The following is a 15,997-nucleotide window of genomic DNA, read 5'->3' as shown; positions in this document are numbered from 1 at the left end:
TCCGGCATGTGTGGTGTCAGAAGGGAATTGTTGTGCCCAAGGGTGTTCCATCAGTCATTCCGGACGACGGGCTGACCACGCGCGCGCGGCGCAATCAGCCGGTACTCGCGGTCCACACCGGAGACGGCAAGGGTAAATCGACGGCGGCCTTCGGGATGGCGATGCGCGCGTGGAACGCGGGCCTGGACATCGGCGTCTTCCAATTCGTGAAGAGTGCGAAATGGAAAGTGGGCGAGGAGAATGCGCTGACGGCCCTCGGGGAGTTGCATGCCACGACCGGTCAGGGAGGTCCGGTGCAGTGGCACAAGATGGGCGAGGGGTGGTCGTGGATTCGCCATGCCGGCGCAGACGCCGATCATGCTGAGCAGGCGGCACAGGGCTGGGCCGAGATCCGTCGTCGCATCATCGATCAGCAGCATCAGTTCTACGTTCTGGACGAGTTCACCTATCCGATCAACTGGGGCTGGATCGACCTCGACGATGTCATCGAGGTGCTGGCGAGTCGCGAGGGCAAACAGCACGTGGTGATCACCGGGCGCCGCGCACCGACCGCATTGATCGAGGCCGCCGATCTGGTGACGGAGATGGTCAAGGTCCGCCATCCCATGGACGCCGGGCGGAAAGGTCAGAAGGGGATCGAGTGGTGACCGGTTCCCCGCCCGCCATCGTCATCGCCGCCCCGTCCTCGGGCAGCGGAAAGACCACGATCACAACGGGTTTGATCGGTGCGCTGGCCCGCTGTGGACATCAGGTCGCGCCGTTCAAGGTGGGGCCGGACTACATCGACCCCGGCTATCACGGCATCGCCGCGGGTCGGCCGGGTCGCAATCTCGATCCGGTGCTGGTCGGGGAGGATCGGATCGGTCCGCTGTACCGGTCGGGTTCTGCCGGCTGCGACATCGCCGTCGTCGAGGGTGTGATGGGCCTGTTCGACGGCCGGATCACCGAGGACCACATGCCTGCGATCGCGCCCGGATCGACAGCACAGGTGGCCAATATCTTGGGCGCCCCGGTGGTGTTGGTCGTCGACGCGTCCGGGCACAGCCAGTCTCTGGCGGCGATCCTGCACGGATTCGTCAGCTACGACCCGGGTATCGACATCCGTGGTGTCATCCTCAACCGGGTGGGTTCACCACGACACGAATACGTGTTGCGCCAGGCCTGTGACCGCGCCGGACTCCAGGTGTTCGGTGCTGTGCCGCGCAATCCGGAGATGGCGGTGCCCTCCCGCCACCTCGGTCTCATCCCGGCTGCCGAACGCGGACCCGAGGCGATCGCCGCCATCGAGGCGATGACCGAATTGGTCGGTGGCGCCGTGGATGTCGAGGCGCTGGTGGCCGCGGCCGACATCGGTCCGGCCGGCCGGTCGGGTCCGGTCTGGTCGGCCGACGACGAGGTCGGGGAGTCGACGAGCAAGGTCCGAGACGGCAGTGGTCAGCGCCCGGTGATCGCGGTTGCGGCCGGTGCCGCCTTCACATTCGGCTACGCCGAACACGGCGAACTGCTGCGGGCGGCCGGAGCCGAGGTCGTCACCTTCGATCCGGTGGTCGATCTCCTTCCGGACGGTTGCGCCGGGGTGGTGATCGGGGGCGGATTCCCCGAGGAACACGCCGCGGCGTTGGCGTCGAACAGGCCGTTGCTCACCGCATTGCGTGCGGCCGCGGGGTCGGGGATCCCGATCCATGCCGAATGCGCGGGGCTGCTGTATCTGTCGCGCAGTCTCGACAACCATGCGATGGCCGGGGTGTTGCCACTTCATGGAACATTCGGCAAGAGACTGACTTTGGGTTATCGCGATGCGGTGGCCATCACCGATTCGGTGTTGTTCGACGCCGGGACGCGGGTCCGGGGCCACGAGTTCCACCGGACGACGGTGACCGCGGTGGGCGATTCGACGCCGTCGGCGTGGGGCTGGCGTCGCGACGGGGTCGCCGAGACCGAAGGCTGGGCGTCGTCGGCGCCGGGTTCCGCGGTGCACGCCTCGTACCTGCACACGCACCCCGCCGGAAATCCCGGGGCGGTGTCGCGACTGGTGGGTGCCGCCCGCCGGATGCGGGTGGGGTAGCGATGACAGACGGGTCGCCGGACCTGGACCTGTCCGCGGGTCTGCTGGCGGGACTGGACATGACCGACCTGAGCGAAAGCCCGGTGGTCATGCGGGATCTCCTCGAAGCGGTGCTGGCCGTGGGCAGTGGCCTGGATCTCGATGCCACTCTGCAGCGGATCATCAACGTCGCGGTGGGTGCGCTCGATGCCCGATACGGCGCGCTCGGGGTGCGCGGCGACGACGGTAAGCTCTCGGCCTTCGTGCACACCGGCATCGAACCGACGGTGCGGGAGACGATGGGTCACCTCCCGGTCGGCCGTGGAGTGCTGGGCCTGCTGATCAACCATCCGCAGGTGTTGCGCATCGACCAGGTGGGCGCACATCCGAGCGCGGTGGGGTTCCCGGTCAACCATCCACCGATGGCGACCTTTCTCGGGGCGCCGATCGTCGTCCGGGGATCGGTGTTCGGCAGCATCTATCTCACAGAAAAGGTCACCTCCGGCGGATTCACGGACGCGGACGAGGTGGCCGTTCGGGTCCTGTCCGCCGCAGCCGGTGTGGCGATCGACAACGCCCGCCTGTTCGAGAGTGCACGTACCCGGGAACGATGGATGCGGATGCTCGCGCGCCGCGGCGCCGGCCCGCTGGTGGGAGCCGCACTCGAGGACACCCTCACCTCGCTCGCGGTGGACCTCGCCGAGTTGGACTGCGCCACAGATGTTTTCATTCTCGGAACAGATGACAACCGGGCCACCGTGTTGGCGCACACCGGAGAATTGCCTCAACTCGGCGCGTTCGAACTGCGGCAGTCTTCGCAGATCGTCGTCGCCGGCGTCGACGAGGTTCCGGCCCCGCTCGTGCGGGACGGTGCCCAGTGGGTCACGTTTGTGCCGCTGTTGCGTGCGGGCGGACGTTTCGGCGTGATGATGTTGACGCATCGCCGGCCACCGGCCTGGGCCGAGGAGGAAGAGTCCGGACTGACAGCCACCGCCGACATCGCCTCGATGGCACTGGCCTACGACCTGCAGCAGGCGGTGACGAGGGAGATGCACATGCTCACCGACCGTCACCGGATCGCCCGGGACCTCCACGATCATGTGATCCAACGGTTGTTCGCGATCGGGATGTCGTTGCAGTCGTTCTCGGCCCGCAGCGGCGGTGATGGACAGCTCGACCAGGCGATCGTCGACCTGGATCGGACCGTCGAGCAGATCCGCACGGCCATCTTCGATCTCAACACCACGGGCGAGGGTGCCCAGGATTCGGCCACCCTGCGGCGGCGCGCACTGGACATCGTCACCGAGCTGTCGGCGCACTCGCCGGTCTCACCGTCGGTGCGTTTTGCCGGACCCGTCGACACGCTGGTTCCGTCTCGGTTGGACGGGCATATCGAAGCTGTTCTGCACGAAGGTATCTCGAATGCACTGCGGCATTCGATGGCGGACCGGATCGACGTCCTCGTCTCCGCGGACGAGGTCCTGAGCATTTCGATCACCGACAACGGGACCGGAATCGGTGCGGCCGTGACCCACAGCGGATTGAACAATTTGGCGCGGCGGGCCGAACAGAACGACGGCACCTTCACCATTTCCGACACCGTCGGCGGCGGGACCACCATCACCTGGACGGTACCCCTGTGAACGCGCGGCCACGATCAGCAGAATCCGGGTCGGTGCGGCGATGGTCTGTTCCTGTGGTCGAACGGGTTTCGAGAGGTGAGGTCATCGCCTTTCGCCTTGCCTCCCATAACCTCTCAGAGCGGCTGGGCACAGGTGAACTACTCGCGGCCGCCGGTCGGTGCGGGACCCTCCGGTCGGCATCGATGCCGACCGGCGTGCGCTTGCTCCCGCCAGGTGACCCGTACATCCAGACGCGTGACCGCGACACGATCGTCGAGAAACCTCGCCAACGGGATGTGTGGAAGATGGTCGGCGCACCGGGGACCATTCTCGCCGCCGGTGAGATCGCCGGGACCTGGCGGGCCCGCAGGAAAGGTCACGCGCTCACAATGACCGTCGCGGTTTTCGGCTCGCTGTCAGACCGTCAACGCAGTGTGCTGCGGGACGAAGCCGACCAGATCGGGGCGCTTCGAGACGCGTCGGATGTGGAGATCGAGTTCGATGGTGGCTGAGTACTTTCTGAGTGCGTGCCCAGGGGTTTTGTGATCGTCAGATGCCGTCGGCGGGCGGTTCCAGATAGCCGGCCCTGGCCTGTTTGTCCTTCAATTTGGTGGCCATCACCGCAACCTGGGTCCGCCGCTGCAGATCGAGCTTGGCGAGGATCCGGGACACATAGTTCTTGATCGTCTTCTCCGCGAGGAACATCCTCGCGGCGATCTGGCGGTTGGTCATTCCCTCTCCGACCAATGCGAAGACCTCGCGTTCCTGACCGGTCAACTCGGAGAGCGGATCGGTGCCGTTGCCGTCGGCCCGCAACTTGGCCATCAGCGCGGCCGTACTCCCGGCGTCGAGCAGCGAACCACCGCTACCGACCGTGCGCACCGCCGCCACCAGGTTGTGGCCGAGGATCTGTTTGAGAACGAACCCCGAGGCACCTGCCATCACAGCTGCCAGCAACGCTTCGTCGTCGGCGTACGACGTGAGCATCAGACACTGCACCGACGGTGTGGCACTGCGGATCTCGCGACACAACTCGACCCCGCTGCCGTCGGGTAGGCGGACGTCCAGGATGGCAACGTCGGGTACCGCAGCGGTGATCGCGACCAATGCCTCACTGACGCTTGCGGCCTCACCGACCACCTCGATGTCCTCGGCCGTCCCGAGGAGGTCGCGGAGTCCGCGGCGTACCAGTTCGTGGTCATCGACCAGGAACGCCTTGATTCTCGCTGTCATGGATTTCAAAGTACCGCACCATAAAAGGCGACGATGGCCTCGGTGAACAGGGACTTTCGGCCCACGCGCCGGCGCGCTGTCCGCGGGCACACTCGATTGCATGAAAACGATGTCCGGGTCGGATCTGCTGCGCGAGTTGTTGCCTGTCTGCGAAGGTGAGGTCAACCGGCATCTGGCGATGTCGAAGGAGTGGCATCCCCACGACTACGTGCCGTGGGATCAGGGCCGGAACTTCGCCGCGCTCGGCGGAATCGACTGGGACCCGACCCAGTCCCGGCTGGACGAGACGGCCAAGGCGGCGATGTTCACCAACCTGCTGACCGAGGACAACCTGCCGTCCTATCACCGGGTGATCGCCGAGAACTTCACCCTCGACGACGCGTGGGGCCATTGGGTGGGGCGGTGGACCGCCGAAGAGAACAAGCACAGCGTGGTGATGCGCGATTACCTGGTCGTCACCCGCGGTGTCGATCCGGTGGCGCTGGAGGAAGCCCGGATGATCCACATGACCCAGGGTTTCAACCCGATGCCCGCGGACGACGGCAATCGGGATCGCTCGTCGGACATGCTGTTCGCGGTGGCTTATGTGACCTTCCAGGAACTCGCGACCCGGGTCTCACATCGCAACACGGGAAAGGCGTGTGGAGACCCGATCGCCGACCGGATGCTCGCGCGGGTTGCCGCGGACGAGAACCTGCACATGCTCTTCTACCGCAACATCGTTGCCGGCGCGCTCGACCTGACTCCCGACCAGACGATCAAGGCCATCGCACTGGTCCTGGCCATGTTTCAGATGCCGGGTGCCTCGATGCCGGGATTCCGCGGGAATGCGGTGCTGATCGCCAAGGCCGGGATCTACGATCTCCCGCAGCATCTGCACGAGGTTGTCGAACCCGTCCTGCGCAAATGGAACATTTTCGATCGCAACGACTTCGGACCCGAAGGCGAACGCACCCGCGACGAGTTGGCCGTCTTCCTCGACGATCTGCAGGGCAAAGTCGATCGGTTCGAGCGATCGCGGGCACGCATGCTCGCTCGCGAGGAACAGGCGGCGTCGTGACGGTCGGGGACGTCGGGCATCGGAAGGTTCCGTTCGATGCCGCGATATCGATGGCCGAGGCCGCGCATTGCGGGAACATCAGCTGGTGGAATCAGATCCGCGCTGATTCCGCGGACAGTGCCGAGACCGAGTACCTGGCCTCGCGGATGCTCGCCCGACTGATCGCCGCGGCGGCGCATCGGCAGGGGATACCCACCGCCGACGTGTGGGCACGGATCCGTGAGTCCGGCAACCTGCCCCTCTGACCGACCGGACCGGCGTCACCCCCGGCGATCCGCGGCGTAGATGTGGTGAGTTCCGGCGCAGCCATGTCCAAATCGGTCGGTGACCCCGGCCCACAGTACGGTCTACGCATGACCGAATCGACATCCGAGATGGCCCACGACCATTACCTCGTCGGGCTGAATCTTGTTGGCAGGCGGGTGGTGATCATCGGCGGGGGCTCGGTGGTGCAACGCCGACTCGGCACACTCGCCGACAGCGGCGCCGACATCCACGTGATCACCCCGGAAGCGACGCCCACTGTGGAGTCGTTCGCCGGGATCAGCCTGCACGCCCGTCCCTATGAACGAGGTGACCTCGAGGGCGCCTGGTATGTCCTGGCCTGCACCGACGACCCGGCCGTCAACGCCGCCGTGGTCGCCGAAGCAGAACAACGCCGGATCTTCTGCGTACGCGCCGACGATGCCCGCCACGGCACCGCCGTCACCCCGGCCTCGCTGCATCAGGGCAACCTGACCGTCGGTGTCCTGGCCGGCGGCGATCATCGTCGCTCGGCCGCCATCCGCAACGCCATCGGCGCGGCGCTCGGTGGCGGCGACCTCGGCGCCGCCGGGATCGAGGCGGCGGCTCAGGAACGGCAACCGGCCGGGGTGGCCCTGGTCGGTGGGGGACCCGGCGACCCGGACCTGATCACCGTGCGCGGACGACGCCTGCTCGCCGCAGCCGACGTGGTGGTCGCCGACCGGCTCGCCCCGCCGGCCCTACTGGCCGAACTCGGACCCCACGTCGAGATCATCGACGCCGCGAAAGTGCCCTATGGCCGCGCCATGAAACAGGAAGCCATCAACGAAGTCCTCATCGACCGCGCGAAGGCCGGGAAGTTCGTGGTCCGGTTCAAGGGCGGCGACCCGTACGTCTACGGCCGGGGCTTCGAGGAACTCGAGGCATGTGTGGCGGCAGGGGTCCCGGTGACCGTGGTCCCGGGCATCACCAGTGCCATCGCCGGCCCGTCGTCCGCGGGCATCCCGGTGACCCATCGCGGCGTCACCCACGAGGTGGTTGTCGTGTCCGGGCACATCCCGCCCGACCACCCCGACTCACTGGTCAACTGGACTGCCCTGGCACAGATGCGCGGCACCATCGTCCTGATGATGGCGGTCGAGCGACTCGACATCTTCGCCGAAGCACTGGTCGAAGGCGGTCGAGACGCGTCGACCCCGGTGGCGATCATCGAAAACGCGACGCTGAGCAACCAGCGCGTGGTCCGCACCACACTGGGCACCGCCGCCGTCGACGCCAAGAACGAACAGGTGAAACCACCGGCCATCGTGGTGATCGGTCCGGTTGCCGGATTTGATGCCGCGCTCTGAGCAGCAGATCGACGTGTCATCGTGACAACCATGATTGTGAAACGGGAGCCTGACAGCGGTACCGTCGTTCCCCATGACCTCATCACCACACGTGGCCGCTGACATCGGACAGACCCGTGTGTGGGGGCCGCAGATCGTCATCCTGGGCGGGATGCAGCTGTTGGTGGTGCTCGACGGCACGGTCGCCGCGCTGGCGTTACCCAGGATTCAGAATGCGCTCGGACTGTCCGACAGCGGCGGGGCCTGGATCATCACGGCCTACGTGCTGGCCTTCGGCGGGCTCATGTTGCTCGGTGGTCGCCTCGGCGACACCTTCGGCCGCAAACGGATGTTCATGGCCGGTGTCGCGGCCTTCACCGCCTCTTCACTGTTGTGCGGACTGGCATGGGACCCGATCAGCCTGATAGTCGGACGCGCCCTGCAGGGGGCGTCGGCCGCGGTGGCCGCACCGACCGCGATGGCATTGGTCGCCACGACCTTCGCTCCGGGAAAGCCCCGGAACCAGGCGTTTGCGGTGTATGCCGCGATGACCGGCATCGGCTCCGTCATCGGACTGGTTGCCGGCGGAATGCTCACCGAGCTCTCCTGGCGTCTGGTGTTCCTGATCAACGTGCCCATCGGCCTGTTCGTGGTGGTCGGGGCGCTCCTGTTCCTCCGCGAATCGCAGGGCGAACGGTTGACGCTCGACGTGCGCGGTGCGGTGCTGGCGACGCTCGGCTGCACCCTGGTCGTGCTGGCGGTGAACGAGGGTCCGGGTGGCTGGTTGCGGCCGGTTGTCGTGATCCCGCTGATCGTCGGACTGGCCTCGCTGGCCGCGTTCGTTCACGTCGAGCGCAAGACCGACAATCCGATCCTGCCGTTCTCGCTCTTCGCGAACAGCAGTCGGGTGGCGGCGCTGATCGCGATCCTGCTGGCCGGCGCCATCATCATGTGCATGGCGGTGTTCATCTCGCTCTACTTCCAGGGCATCCTGAAGTACTCACCGATCCAGAGCGGCCTGGCTGTGGTTCCGTTTGCCTTCGGGCTCGGCACAGCGGCGGCGGTCGCATCCAAACTTGCGCTCAAATTCCAGCCCCGCTGGCTGGTGCTCTCCGGTGGCGTCGTGGTGATGGCCGGCTGCGGCTATGCGGCGAGCATCGCCCGTGACGCACCCGCCTACTTCCCGCACATCTACTTCCCGGTCGTGGTGATCGGCGCCGGAGTCGGGCTGGCGGTCATCCCGCTGACCCTGTCGGTGGTGGCCGGGGTCGGACCCAACGAAATCGGTCCGCTCACCGCACTGGCACAGGTTGCCCAGAACCTCGGCGGCGCGATCGCGCTTGTTGCTGTCGGCGCGATGGTCACCAGCCGAACGCTGGCCGAGGGTGGAACGACGGGTCCGGTCGACGAGATGAACCCCGCGCAGCTCGACGCGCTGGCAAGTGGTTACGGACTCGCGTTCGTCTGTTGCGCGCTCATTGCCCTGGCGGCCGGCATCGTGGTTCTGTTCATGCGGTTCACACCCGAGGACGTGGCCGAGGGGCAGGCTGCACAGGAAGCCGCCCACACCCAGGTCGACCCCGACGATCACACGGCCTGAGCGTCCCGGCCACTGAAGGTCCCGTCACCTGAGCTCTCGGCCCGGCCGATCAGTCCGTCAGGATGATGAGTTCGTGGTCTGAGCCGATCTCTGCGCGTTGTCCTCCGGCGACGGCGACAGCGGCGAGGGAATTCACGTCCCGGACCTGCTTGCGTGAGCTGAGCAGCGACCGGGTCAGAACACCCTTGTGATGCTTGTTGAAGTGGCTCACCACTGTCCTGGCGCCGCTTGCGTTCTCGGTCAGAACGGTGACGGTGATCGCACCGGGGATCGGTCCCAGTTGCTGATAACCACCCGAACGCAGGTCGACGAACAGATCCTCGCCGAGTCCGACGAGCGCGTCGGTGAGCGCCGGCTTCCAGGTGGCGGCCAGCGTGCCGAAGCCGGGGAGTTTCGATCCGGCCGACAGCCGGTAGGCGGGGATCGGGTCGGACGCCCGCACCACACCGAACAATGCGGAACCGATCGCCAGCCGCTCGGCGGCCTTGGTCTTCGAGGCCCGGGTCAGCGACTTGTGGTCGAGGGCATCGAACAGCACACCGGTATATCGCTCGATCGCCGGACTCGTCGGACTCGACCACAACTGGGCGTTGCGCTCGATCTCGTCGAACTGGGATACACCGAGCCCCAGCGCCTTCTGGGCTGCCACCGAATCCCCGGCCAGGGTCACCAGCGCGTCGGCGATCTTGCGGCGCAGCGGCGTCAGCGTGGGCAGCGACAGCCGGTCGAGGTCGAGGGGAGCGCCACGGCCACCGGTGGCCTTGGTCTCTGATGGGGGCAGCACGATCAACACAGTGATAGACCGTAGCCGTCCGCACCGGCCGGTGCCCAAACCTGGTCGGGTCACTGGAATGCAGCCCCGCGCGGGCGCAGAGATATGGTGTCTGACGTGATCACACGCATGTCGACCCTGTTCCTGCGCACGCTGCGCGACGATCCCGCCGACGCCGAGGTGCCCAGCCACCGGCTGCTGGTCCGAGGCGGGTATGTCCGCCGCGTCGCCCCCGGTGTCTACAGCTGGCTCCCGTTGGGCCTGAAGGTGTTGCGGAAAGTCGAGGACGTCGTCCGGCAGGAGATGGACAACATCGGCGGCCAGGAGATCTCGCTGCCGGCGCTGCTGCCGCGCGAGCCGTACGAGACCACCAACCGCTGGACCGAATACGGTGACGCGCTGTTCCGCCTCAAGGACCGCAAGGGTGCCGACATGCTCCTCGGCCCCACCCATGAAGAGCTCTTCGCCCTCCTGGTCAAGGGGGAGTACTCGTCGTACAAAGATCTGCCGTTGACGATCTACCAGATCCAGACCAAATACCGCGATGAGGAACGTCCCCGCGCCGGGATCCTCCGCGGGCGTGAGTTCATCATGAAGGACTCGTACTCCTTCGACCTCGACATCGACGGCGCCAAGGCGTCGTACGACGCGCACCGTGAGGCCTACCAGGAGATCTTCCGGCGGTTGCAGGTCAGCTATGTGATCGTCGCCGCGACCTCGGGTGCCATGGGTGGCTCGGCGTCCGAAGAATTCCTGGCCGAAAGCGAAGTGGGCGAGGACACCTACGTGCGCAGCCCGGAATCGGGCTACGCGGCCAACGTGGAGGCGGTCATCACCCCGGCCCCGCCCGCACTGCCGATCGAAGGCCTCCCCGCGGCCACCGTGTACGACACCGGAGACACCCCGACCATCGACACGCTGGTCGCCTGGGCGCAGGAAGCGCTGCCCGACCGCGGATTCACCGCGGCCGACACGCTGAAGAACGTCGTGGTGAAACTGCGCCACCCCGATGGCACAAACGAGCTCCTCGCGGTCGGGATCCCCGGCGATCGCGACGTCGACATGAAGCGTCTGGAAGCTGCGTTGGAACCGGCCGCCGTCGAGCTCATCACTGATGCGGACTTCGCGGCCAACCCCTTCCTGGTGCGCGGATATATCGGGCCGAAGAGTCTGCAGGACAACGAGGTTCGCTATTTGGTCGATCCCCGGATCGTCGACGGTACCGCCTGGATCACCGGTGCGAACGAACCCGGCAAACACGTCGTCGACCTGGTGGCCGGCCGCGACTTCGTGCCGGATGGCACCATCGAGGCCGCCGAGGTCCGCGACGGCGATCCGTCACCCGACGGCATCGGAACACTGGTCACGGCGCGAGGTATCGAGATCGGTCACATCTTCCAACTCGGAACCAAGTACACCGATGCGTTCTCCGTCGACGTCCTGGGGGAGAACGGCAAGCCGGTCCGGTTGATCCAGGGTTCGTACGGTGTCGGCGTCTCGCGCATGGTCGCGGTCATCGCCGAACAGCATCATGACGAGAAGGGCCTGCGCTGGCCGAAGTCCGTGGCGCCGTACGATGTTCACCTCGTGATCGCCAACAAGGACGAGCAGGCATGGGCCGGCGCACAGAGTCTCGCGGTCGAACTCGACGCCGCCGGGATGTCGGTGCTGCTCGACGACCGCAAGGCCTCGCCCGGTGTGAAGTTCAAGGATGCCGAACTGCTGGGCATGCCCGTGGTTGTCGTGGTCGGACGTGGCTGGGCAAACGGCACAGTCGAAATCCGCGACCGGTTCACCGGCGAGGCAACGGAGGTTGCTTCCGACGTGGCGGTCGAGACGCTGCTCGCCGGTCGCTGACCGACACACCCACCTCGTCCGGTCAAACCCACGGGTCTGAAACCCGTGGGTTTGACCACTTCGGGTGGGTCTGCCCGCCGGCGTCAGGCCGAGCCGGGCAGGGCGACCGTGGCAGGTGAGATTCGCAGCACCACACGCCAATTCGCTGCCCGGACGGCGCTGTCGGTCAGTCCGCGAAGGCCGAGCCGGCGGGCGACCGGATCGTCCGACTGCTCGATCACACTGCGATAGGCCACGGCGCAGTCCTCTTCGGCAGCCAGTGCAACGGTCAGTGCCGACACCGGGTCGGTCACCGGTACGGGCAGGTTGTAGCCGGCGGCCGCCGCCGGGACGGCAGCTTGCGCAGCCGTCAGGGCTTCTTCCAATTCGGTTCTCCGCGCGCGGTGTTCGGCTGTGTACTCGCTGATCATCTGGTCGCGAGATGGTGCCGCATGTGCCGCGACGACGCCATAGGTGAAGATCGCGGCATTCTCCGCGTCGAGGGCGACGGCGATCGCATCGGTGGTCGTGGTCATGAAAGCTGCACCGCCGCAAGAGTTGTGGTGGCGGCGCTGATCGACCCGAGGAGTCCGGCGACATAACCGTCGAGTTCGATCGCCAGGTTGCCTGCCGAGGTCGCTGAATCGGTGAGCTGGGTCCGCAGGGCGTCGATGTCCGGTGGTGTCGTCACCGCCGGGCTCGCCGTCGCCGAACTCGACGCGGTCTCGGCCCGCCCGGAATCGAGCCTGGTGATCTCGTCGGTGAGGGCAACCGCGTGCACCTTTCGCTGATCGGCGATGACGGCGAGGGCCGCGGCCCGGTCCGGATTGGCCGCGATCGCCGCGGTCGCCGCGGCGGCATCGGCGTTGGCGGCGGTCACCTGTGGCAGAAGCTGGTCGGCAAGGCGTTGTTGCGCCGTGATCTCGGCGCTCGTGCCACAGGCCGCGACCACGGAGATCGTGGCCCCACCCGCGGCGAACGCCGCCGCTGATTGCAGAAATATGCGGCGGGAGGGTGTGATTCCCCACCTGCCGCCTGTTGCCGAAACTTCGCTGACCGTCACAACGGTCATAGTGCCAGCCCGCGCGGGCGAGGGCAGATCTGCTCACCGATCGGCGGTTCGCGGACCGACTGCGTGTCTGTGCCGGCCCGGCTGCGTCCATGTGCCGGCCCGGCTGCGCGCATGTGCCGGCCCGGCTGTGGCCCATTCGTCACCGATCGGCGCGGCGGATGGTCAAGAGCAGGTGTGGCGGCGCGTTAAGCTGTTCTGAGTAAAGAACCTGACAACTGCACATGGAGGAGACGCCGATGCCCGGGGCAATCGACCACGACCGGATCAGTGCGCTGATCGAACCGGTGGTCACCGACAAGGGGTACGACGTCGAGGAACTGTCGGTTGTGGCGACGGGCCCGGAGAACCTGGTGAAGTTGGTGGTCGATCGCGACGGCGGCGCCTCGCTCGACGAGCTGGCCGAGTTGAGCCGCTCGATCTCGGTGATCCTCGACGGCACGGACGAAGAGACCGGCGCGCAACACGAAGATGTGTTGGCAGCATTGCCGACGTACACACTCGAAGTGACCTCTCCGGGTGTCGACCGGCCCCTGACGCTGCCGCGCCACTGGCGCCGCGCTGCGGGCCGCAAAGTGGTGGTCGACCTCCTCGCCGATCCGCCGGAGCGACTCGCCGGCCGGATCGGAGCCCTCGACGAGGATCAATCGGGCGTCGCGCTGGTCACGAAGACGAGTAAGGGTTTCGCCACCACCAAGGTGGCGCTCGCGTCAGTACGCAAAGCGTTTGTGCAGGTCGATTTCGGTGAGCCGGGTGCTGCCGAACTCGAGGTGTGCGGCCTTGATCCCGAGCAGATCGAGGCAAGAAGGAAAGGGAACAAATGAATATCGATATCGCAGCTCTCCGCATGATCGAAGCCGAGAAGGGCATCACGATCGATGCCGTGATCGAGACCATCCAGTCGGCATTGTTGACGGCGTACCGGCACACCGACGGCTTCCACCCGCACGCGTACATCGACGTCGACCGCAAATCCGGCCAGGTCCGGGTGATGGCGCAGGAGCGTGACTCCGACGGCAACGTCATCTCCGAATGGGACGACACCCCTGAGGGTTTCGGGCGCATCGCAGCGACAACGGCACGTCAGGTGATCCTGCAACGTCTGCGGGATGCCGAGCACGACAAGAACTTTGGCGAGTTCTCCACCCATGAGGGCGAGATCGTCGGCGGCGTGGTGCAGCAGGACGCGCGAGCCAACGCGCGCGGCATGGTGGTCGTGCGCATCGGTAGCGAGGCAACCGGCCAAGAAGGTGTGCTGCCGCCCGCCGAGCAGGTACCCGGCGAAACCTATGTGCACGGCGAGCGGATCAAGTGCTACGTCGTCGGTGTCGCCCGCGGGGCGCGCGGACTGCAGATCACACTGTCGCGTACGCATCCCAATCTCGTGCGCAAGCTCTTCTCGCTCGAGGTGCCCGAGATCGAAGACGGATCGGTCGAGATCGTGGCAGTGGCTCGCGAGGCCGGGCACCGGTCGAAGATCGCCGTGCACACCGGGGTGGCCGGACTCAATGCGAAGGGTGCCTGCATCGGCCCGATGGGGCAGCGGGTGCGCAACGTGATGAGCGAACTCGCCGGAGAGAAGATCGACATCATCGATTACGACAACGACCCCGCGGTGTTCGTCGGCAACGCACTGTCGCCGTCGAAGGTGGTATCGGTCACAGTCGTCGATCTCGCAGCCAAGGCTGCCCGGGTCGTGGTGCCCGACTACCAGTTGTCCCTGGCCATCGGGAAGGAAGGCCAGAACGCACGCCTGGCTGCCCGGCTGACCGGGTGGCGGATCGATATCCGAAGCGATGCCCAGACCGACTCGGACCCGGAGCCGTCCGCGGCAGGTGCGAGCTGATCGGTAACGCGCCGAGGCGGGTGTCATTAGCATCTGACTCGCAGGGGACGGTAGACTCACCGGTGGTCCACAGTGATCCTTCGCCCCACCGCGAAAATCTGCCGATGCGTACCTGCGTCGGATGTCGACAGTGTCACCCGACCGCCGATTTCGTTCGGCTGGTCGCGCGGCGCGACGACAAAGAAACGGTGGTTGTGATCGACCATCGGCGGACCATGCCGGGGCGCGGCGCCTGGCTGCATCCGGATCCCGATTGTCTGGGAACCGCGATACAGCGCAAGGCCTTCGCCAGGGCATTTCGGATCGGCGGGTTGACCGTCGACGCCGATCTACTGAGTCGAGAGATCGAATCGGTGGCCAAACAGAGAGGCCGGCACCAGCCGGCCACTAAGGAACAGGTAGCAGAAGACATGAGCACACCGTGAAGTTCTTGCGATGAGCACGTTTCGGACGTAAACCGAGGTCGTAGCGGGCAATGCCGCTCGACCTCCAAGTGAGGAGAGCAGTGGCAGGCAAGGCCCGCGTGCACGAATTGGCCAAAGAACTGGGAGTGACAAGCAAGGAAGTGCTTGCACGACTCAGCGAGCAGGGCGAGTTCGTCAAATCTGCGTCGTCGACCGTTGAGGCCCCCGTGGCCCGGCGACTTCGCCAGTCCTTCCCAGGGAAGGACGCCCCCGCCGGTAACGCCGGAGGGCAATCAGCATCCGCCGGAGGCAACGCCCCGGCCGGACGACCATCACCGGCAAAGCCGGGCGCAGCACGCCCGGGACCGGCACCCACCAGCAATGCAGGTGCTCCGGCAGCGCCGTCCACCGGCGCCAAGCCCGGTGCACCGCGGCCGGCCCCTGCGCCCAAGGCAGTCCCGGCTCCGCGCCCCGCTGCGCAGGCTCCGGCCCCGTCGAAGCCCGCACCCGCTCCCAGTGCACCCGCACCGGCAGCACCGGCCAAGAGTTCTCCCGCTCCCGCAGCGCCGGAGGCCCCGGCCGCCGCCGCAGAAGCAGCTCCGGCTGCGGCTCCCCAGTCACGTCCGGCTCCGGCCGCACGTCCCGGTGGACCCAAGCCCGGCCCGCGCGCACCGCGGGTCGGTAACAACCCCTATTCGAGTGCAGCACCCGTCGAACGGCCTTCGCGTCCCGCCCCGGGACAAGGTGGAGCCCGTCCCGGCTCAGGTCAGCGTCCCGGTGCCGGTGGCACCGCGGCCGGTGGCGGTCGTCCGGCCCCAGGTCAGGGCGGTCCCCGTCCCGCACCGGGTCAAGGCGGACCTCGTCCCAGCCCCGGCAGCATGCCTCCTCGCCCCAACCCCGGTGCGATGCCGGCACGCTCGGCCAGGCCCAGCGGTCCCGG

Annotated in this window: 17 protein-coding genes; 13 read left to right on the top strand and 4 right to left on the bottom strand. The window is 66.8% G+C overall.

What is annotated here, in order from left to right:
- Positions 1-32: 32 nt before the first annotated feature.
- The 4 genes from cobO to VIQ49_RS24415 are packed head-to-tail and all read left to right on the top strand — an operon-like array spanning position 33 to position 4,178.
- Entirely contained in the window at positions 33-647 is a 615-nt protein-coding gene (gene cobO / locus VIQ49_RS24430) for a cob(I)yrinic acid a,c-diamide adenosyltransferase (RefSeq protein WP_331889180.1), read from the top strand.
- The gene (locus tag VIQ49_RS24425; RefSeq protein WP_414731712.1) at positions 644-2,065 is read left to right on the top strand and encodes a cobyrinate a,c-diamide synthase; all 1,422 of its coding nucleotides are present in this window, start codon (positions 644-646) and stop codon (positions 2,063-2,065) included. Before cobO ends, VIQ49_RS24425 begins: the two co-directional genes overlap by 4 nt.
- 2 nt (positions 2,066-2,067) lie before the next feature.
- Positions 2,068-3,687 (top strand): GAF domain-containing sensor histidine kinase, encoded by a 1,620-nt coding sequence (locus tag VIQ49_RS24420; RefSeq protein WP_331889178.1) that lies wholly within the window; start codon positions 2,068-2,070, stop codon positions 3,685-3,687.
- Positions 3,684-4,178: a DNA glycosylase AlkZ-like family protein gene (locus tag VIQ49_RS24415; protein ID WP_331889177.1), complete on the top strand. Its 495-nt coding sequence runs from the start codon at positions 3,684-3,686 to the stop codon at positions 4,176-4,178. Before VIQ49_RS24420 ends, VIQ49_RS24415 begins: the two co-directional genes overlap by 4 nt.
- 37 nt (positions 4,179-4,215) lie before the next feature.
- On the opposite strand, the gene VIQ49_RS24410 is transcribed toward VIQ49_RS24415, so the two are convergent.
- Positions 4,216-4,899: a response regulator transcription factor gene (locus VIQ49_RS24410; RefSeq protein WP_331889176.1), complete on the bottom strand. Its 684-nt coding sequence runs from the start codon at positions 4,897-4,899 to the stop codon at positions 4,216-4,218.
- A 100-nt stretch (positions 4,900-4,999) separates the two neighbouring features.
- Here VIQ49_RS24410 and VIQ49_RS24405 point away from each other — a divergent pair, with 100 nt between their 5' ends.
- From VIQ49_RS24405 to VIQ49_RS24390, 4 genes are all read left to right on the top strand, one after another.
- A complete protein-coding gene (locus tag VIQ49_RS24405; protein ID WP_331889175.1) occupies positions 5,000-5,959 on the top strand; it encodes an acyl-ACP desaturase in 960 nt (319 codons plus the stop codon).
- Positions 5,956-6,204 carry a hypothetical protein gene (locus VIQ49_RS24400; protein ID WP_331889174.1) on the top strand — a complete coding sequence of 83 codons (249 nt, stop codon included), beginning with the start codon at positions 5,956-5,958 and terminating at the stop codon, positions 6,202-6,204. Before VIQ49_RS24405 ends, VIQ49_RS24400 begins: the two co-directional genes overlap by 4 nt.
- Positions 6,205-6,312: 108 nt before the next feature.
- Positions 6,313-7,551, top strand: coding sequence for a uroporphyrinogen-III C-methyltransferase (cobA, locus tag VIQ49_RS24395; protein ID WP_331889173.1), 1,239 nt, complete (start codon positions 6,313-6,315; stop codon positions 7,549-7,551).
- A 73-nt stretch (positions 7,552-7,624) separates the two neighbouring features.
- Positions 7,625-9,130: an MFS transporter gene (locus tag VIQ49_RS24390; RefSeq protein ID WP_331889172.1), complete on the top strand. Its 1,506-nt coding sequence runs from the start codon at positions 7,625-7,627 to the stop codon at positions 9,128-9,130.
- Between the two features lie 49 nt (positions 9,131-9,179).
- On the opposite strand, the gene yaaA is transcribed toward VIQ49_RS24390, so the two are convergent.
- Entirely contained in the window at positions 9,180-9,923 is a 744-nt protein-coding gene (gene yaaA / locus VIQ49_RS24385) for a peroxide stress protein YaaA (RefSeq protein ID WP_331889171.1), read from the bottom strand.
- Between the two features lie 96 nt (positions 9,924-10,019).
- Between yaaA and VIQ49_RS24380 the strand changes: the two genes are divergently transcribed.
- Positions 10,020-11,759, top strand: coding sequence for a proline--tRNA ligase (locus VIQ49_RS24380; protein ID WP_331889170.1), 1,740 nt, complete (start codon positions 10,020-10,022; stop codon positions 11,757-11,759).
- 83 nt (positions 11,760-11,842) lie between these two features.
- Here the strand turns inward: VIQ49_RS24380 and VIQ49_RS24375 are convergent, their stop codons facing one another.
- Both VIQ49_RS24375 and VIQ49_RS24370 read right to left on the bottom strand, forming a co-directional pair.
- Positions 11,843-12,274 (bottom strand): ferritin-like domain-containing protein, encoded by a 432-nt coding sequence (locus VIQ49_RS24375; RefSeq protein ID WP_331889169.1) that lies wholly within the window; start codon positions 12,272-12,274, stop codon positions 11,843-11,845.
- A complete protein-coding gene (locus VIQ49_RS24370; RefSeq protein WP_331889168.1) occupies positions 12,271-12,801 on the bottom strand; it encodes a hypothetical protein in 531 nt (176 codons plus the stop codon). The genes VIQ49_RS24375 and VIQ49_RS24370 overlap by 4 nt, the downstream gene beginning before the upstream one ends.
- 245 nt (positions 12,802-13,046) lie before the next feature.
- Between VIQ49_RS24370 and rimP the strand changes: the two genes are divergently transcribed.
- From rimP to VIQ49_RS24350, 4 genes are all read left to right on the top strand, one after another.
- Positions 13,047-13,631 (top strand): ribosome maturation factor RimP, encoded by a 585-nt coding sequence (rimP, locus tag VIQ49_RS24365; protein ID WP_331889167.1) that lies wholly within the window; start codon positions 13,047-13,049, stop codon positions 13,629-13,631.
- Positions 13,628-14,653: a transcription termination factor NusA gene (gene nusA, locus VIQ49_RS24360; protein WP_331889166.1), complete on the top strand. Its 1,026-nt coding sequence runs from the start codon at positions 13,628-13,630 to the stop codon at positions 14,651-14,653. The genes rimP and nusA overlap by 4 nt, the downstream gene beginning before the upstream one ends.
- A 104-nt stretch (positions 14,654-14,757) precedes the next feature.
- A complete protein-coding gene (locus VIQ49_RS24355; protein ID WP_331889165.1) occupies positions 14,758-15,078 on the top strand; it encodes a YlxR family protein in 321 nt (106 codons plus the stop codon).
- Between the two features lie 80 nt (positions 15,079-15,158).
- A partial coding sequence (locus VIQ49_RS24350; protein WP_331889164.1) for a translation initiation factor IF-2 N-terminal domain-containing protein occupies positions 15,159-15,997 on the top strand: 839 nt, incomplete at its 3' end.

Source organism: Williamsia sp., from assembly GCF_036566845.1.
Lineage (GTDB): Bacteria > Actinomycetota > Actinomycetes > Mycobacteriales > Mycobacteriaceae > Williamsia.
Note: the sequence above shows the minus strand (reverse complement) of the source record. Positions and strands in the feature narration are given on the sequence as shown.

Bases quoted from the DNA above. Each gene is read 5' to 3' on its own strand.
- VIQ49_RS24420 (WP_331889178.1), top strand. From the start codon at position 2,068: ATGACAGACGGGTCGCCGGACCTGGACCTGTCCGCGGGTCTGCTGGCG.
- VIQ49_RS24390 (WP_331889172.1), top strand. From the start codon at position 7,625: ATGACCTCATCACCACACGTGGCCGCTGACATCGGACAGACCCGTGTG.
- VIQ49_RS24405 (WP_331889175.1), top strand. From the start codon at position 5,000: ATGAAAACGATGTCCGGGTCGGATCTGCTGCGCGAGTTGTTGCCTGTC.
- VIQ49_RS24375 (WP_331889169.1), bottom strand. From the start codon at position 12,274: ATGACCACGACCACCGATGCGATCGCCGTCGCCCTCGACGCGGAGAAT.
- rimP (WP_331889167.1), top strand. From the start codon at position 13,047: ATGCCCGGGGCAATCGACCACGACCGGATCAGTGCGCTGATCGAACCG.
- VIQ49_RS24410 (WP_331889176.1), bottom strand. From the start codon at position 4,899: ATGACAGCGAGAATCAAGGCGTTCCTGGTCGATGACCACGAACTGGTA.
- VIQ49_RS24355 (WP_331889165.1), top strand. From the start codon at position 14,758: ATGCGTACCTGCGTCGGATGTCGACAGTGTCACCCGACCGCCGATTTC.
- nusA (WP_331889166.1), top strand. From the start codon at position 13,628: ATGAATATCGATATCGCAGCTCTCCGCATGATCGAAGCCGAGAAGGGC.
- cobA (WP_331889173.1), top strand. From the start codon at position 6,313: ATGACCGAATCGACATCCGAGATGGCCCACGACCATTACCTCGTCGGG.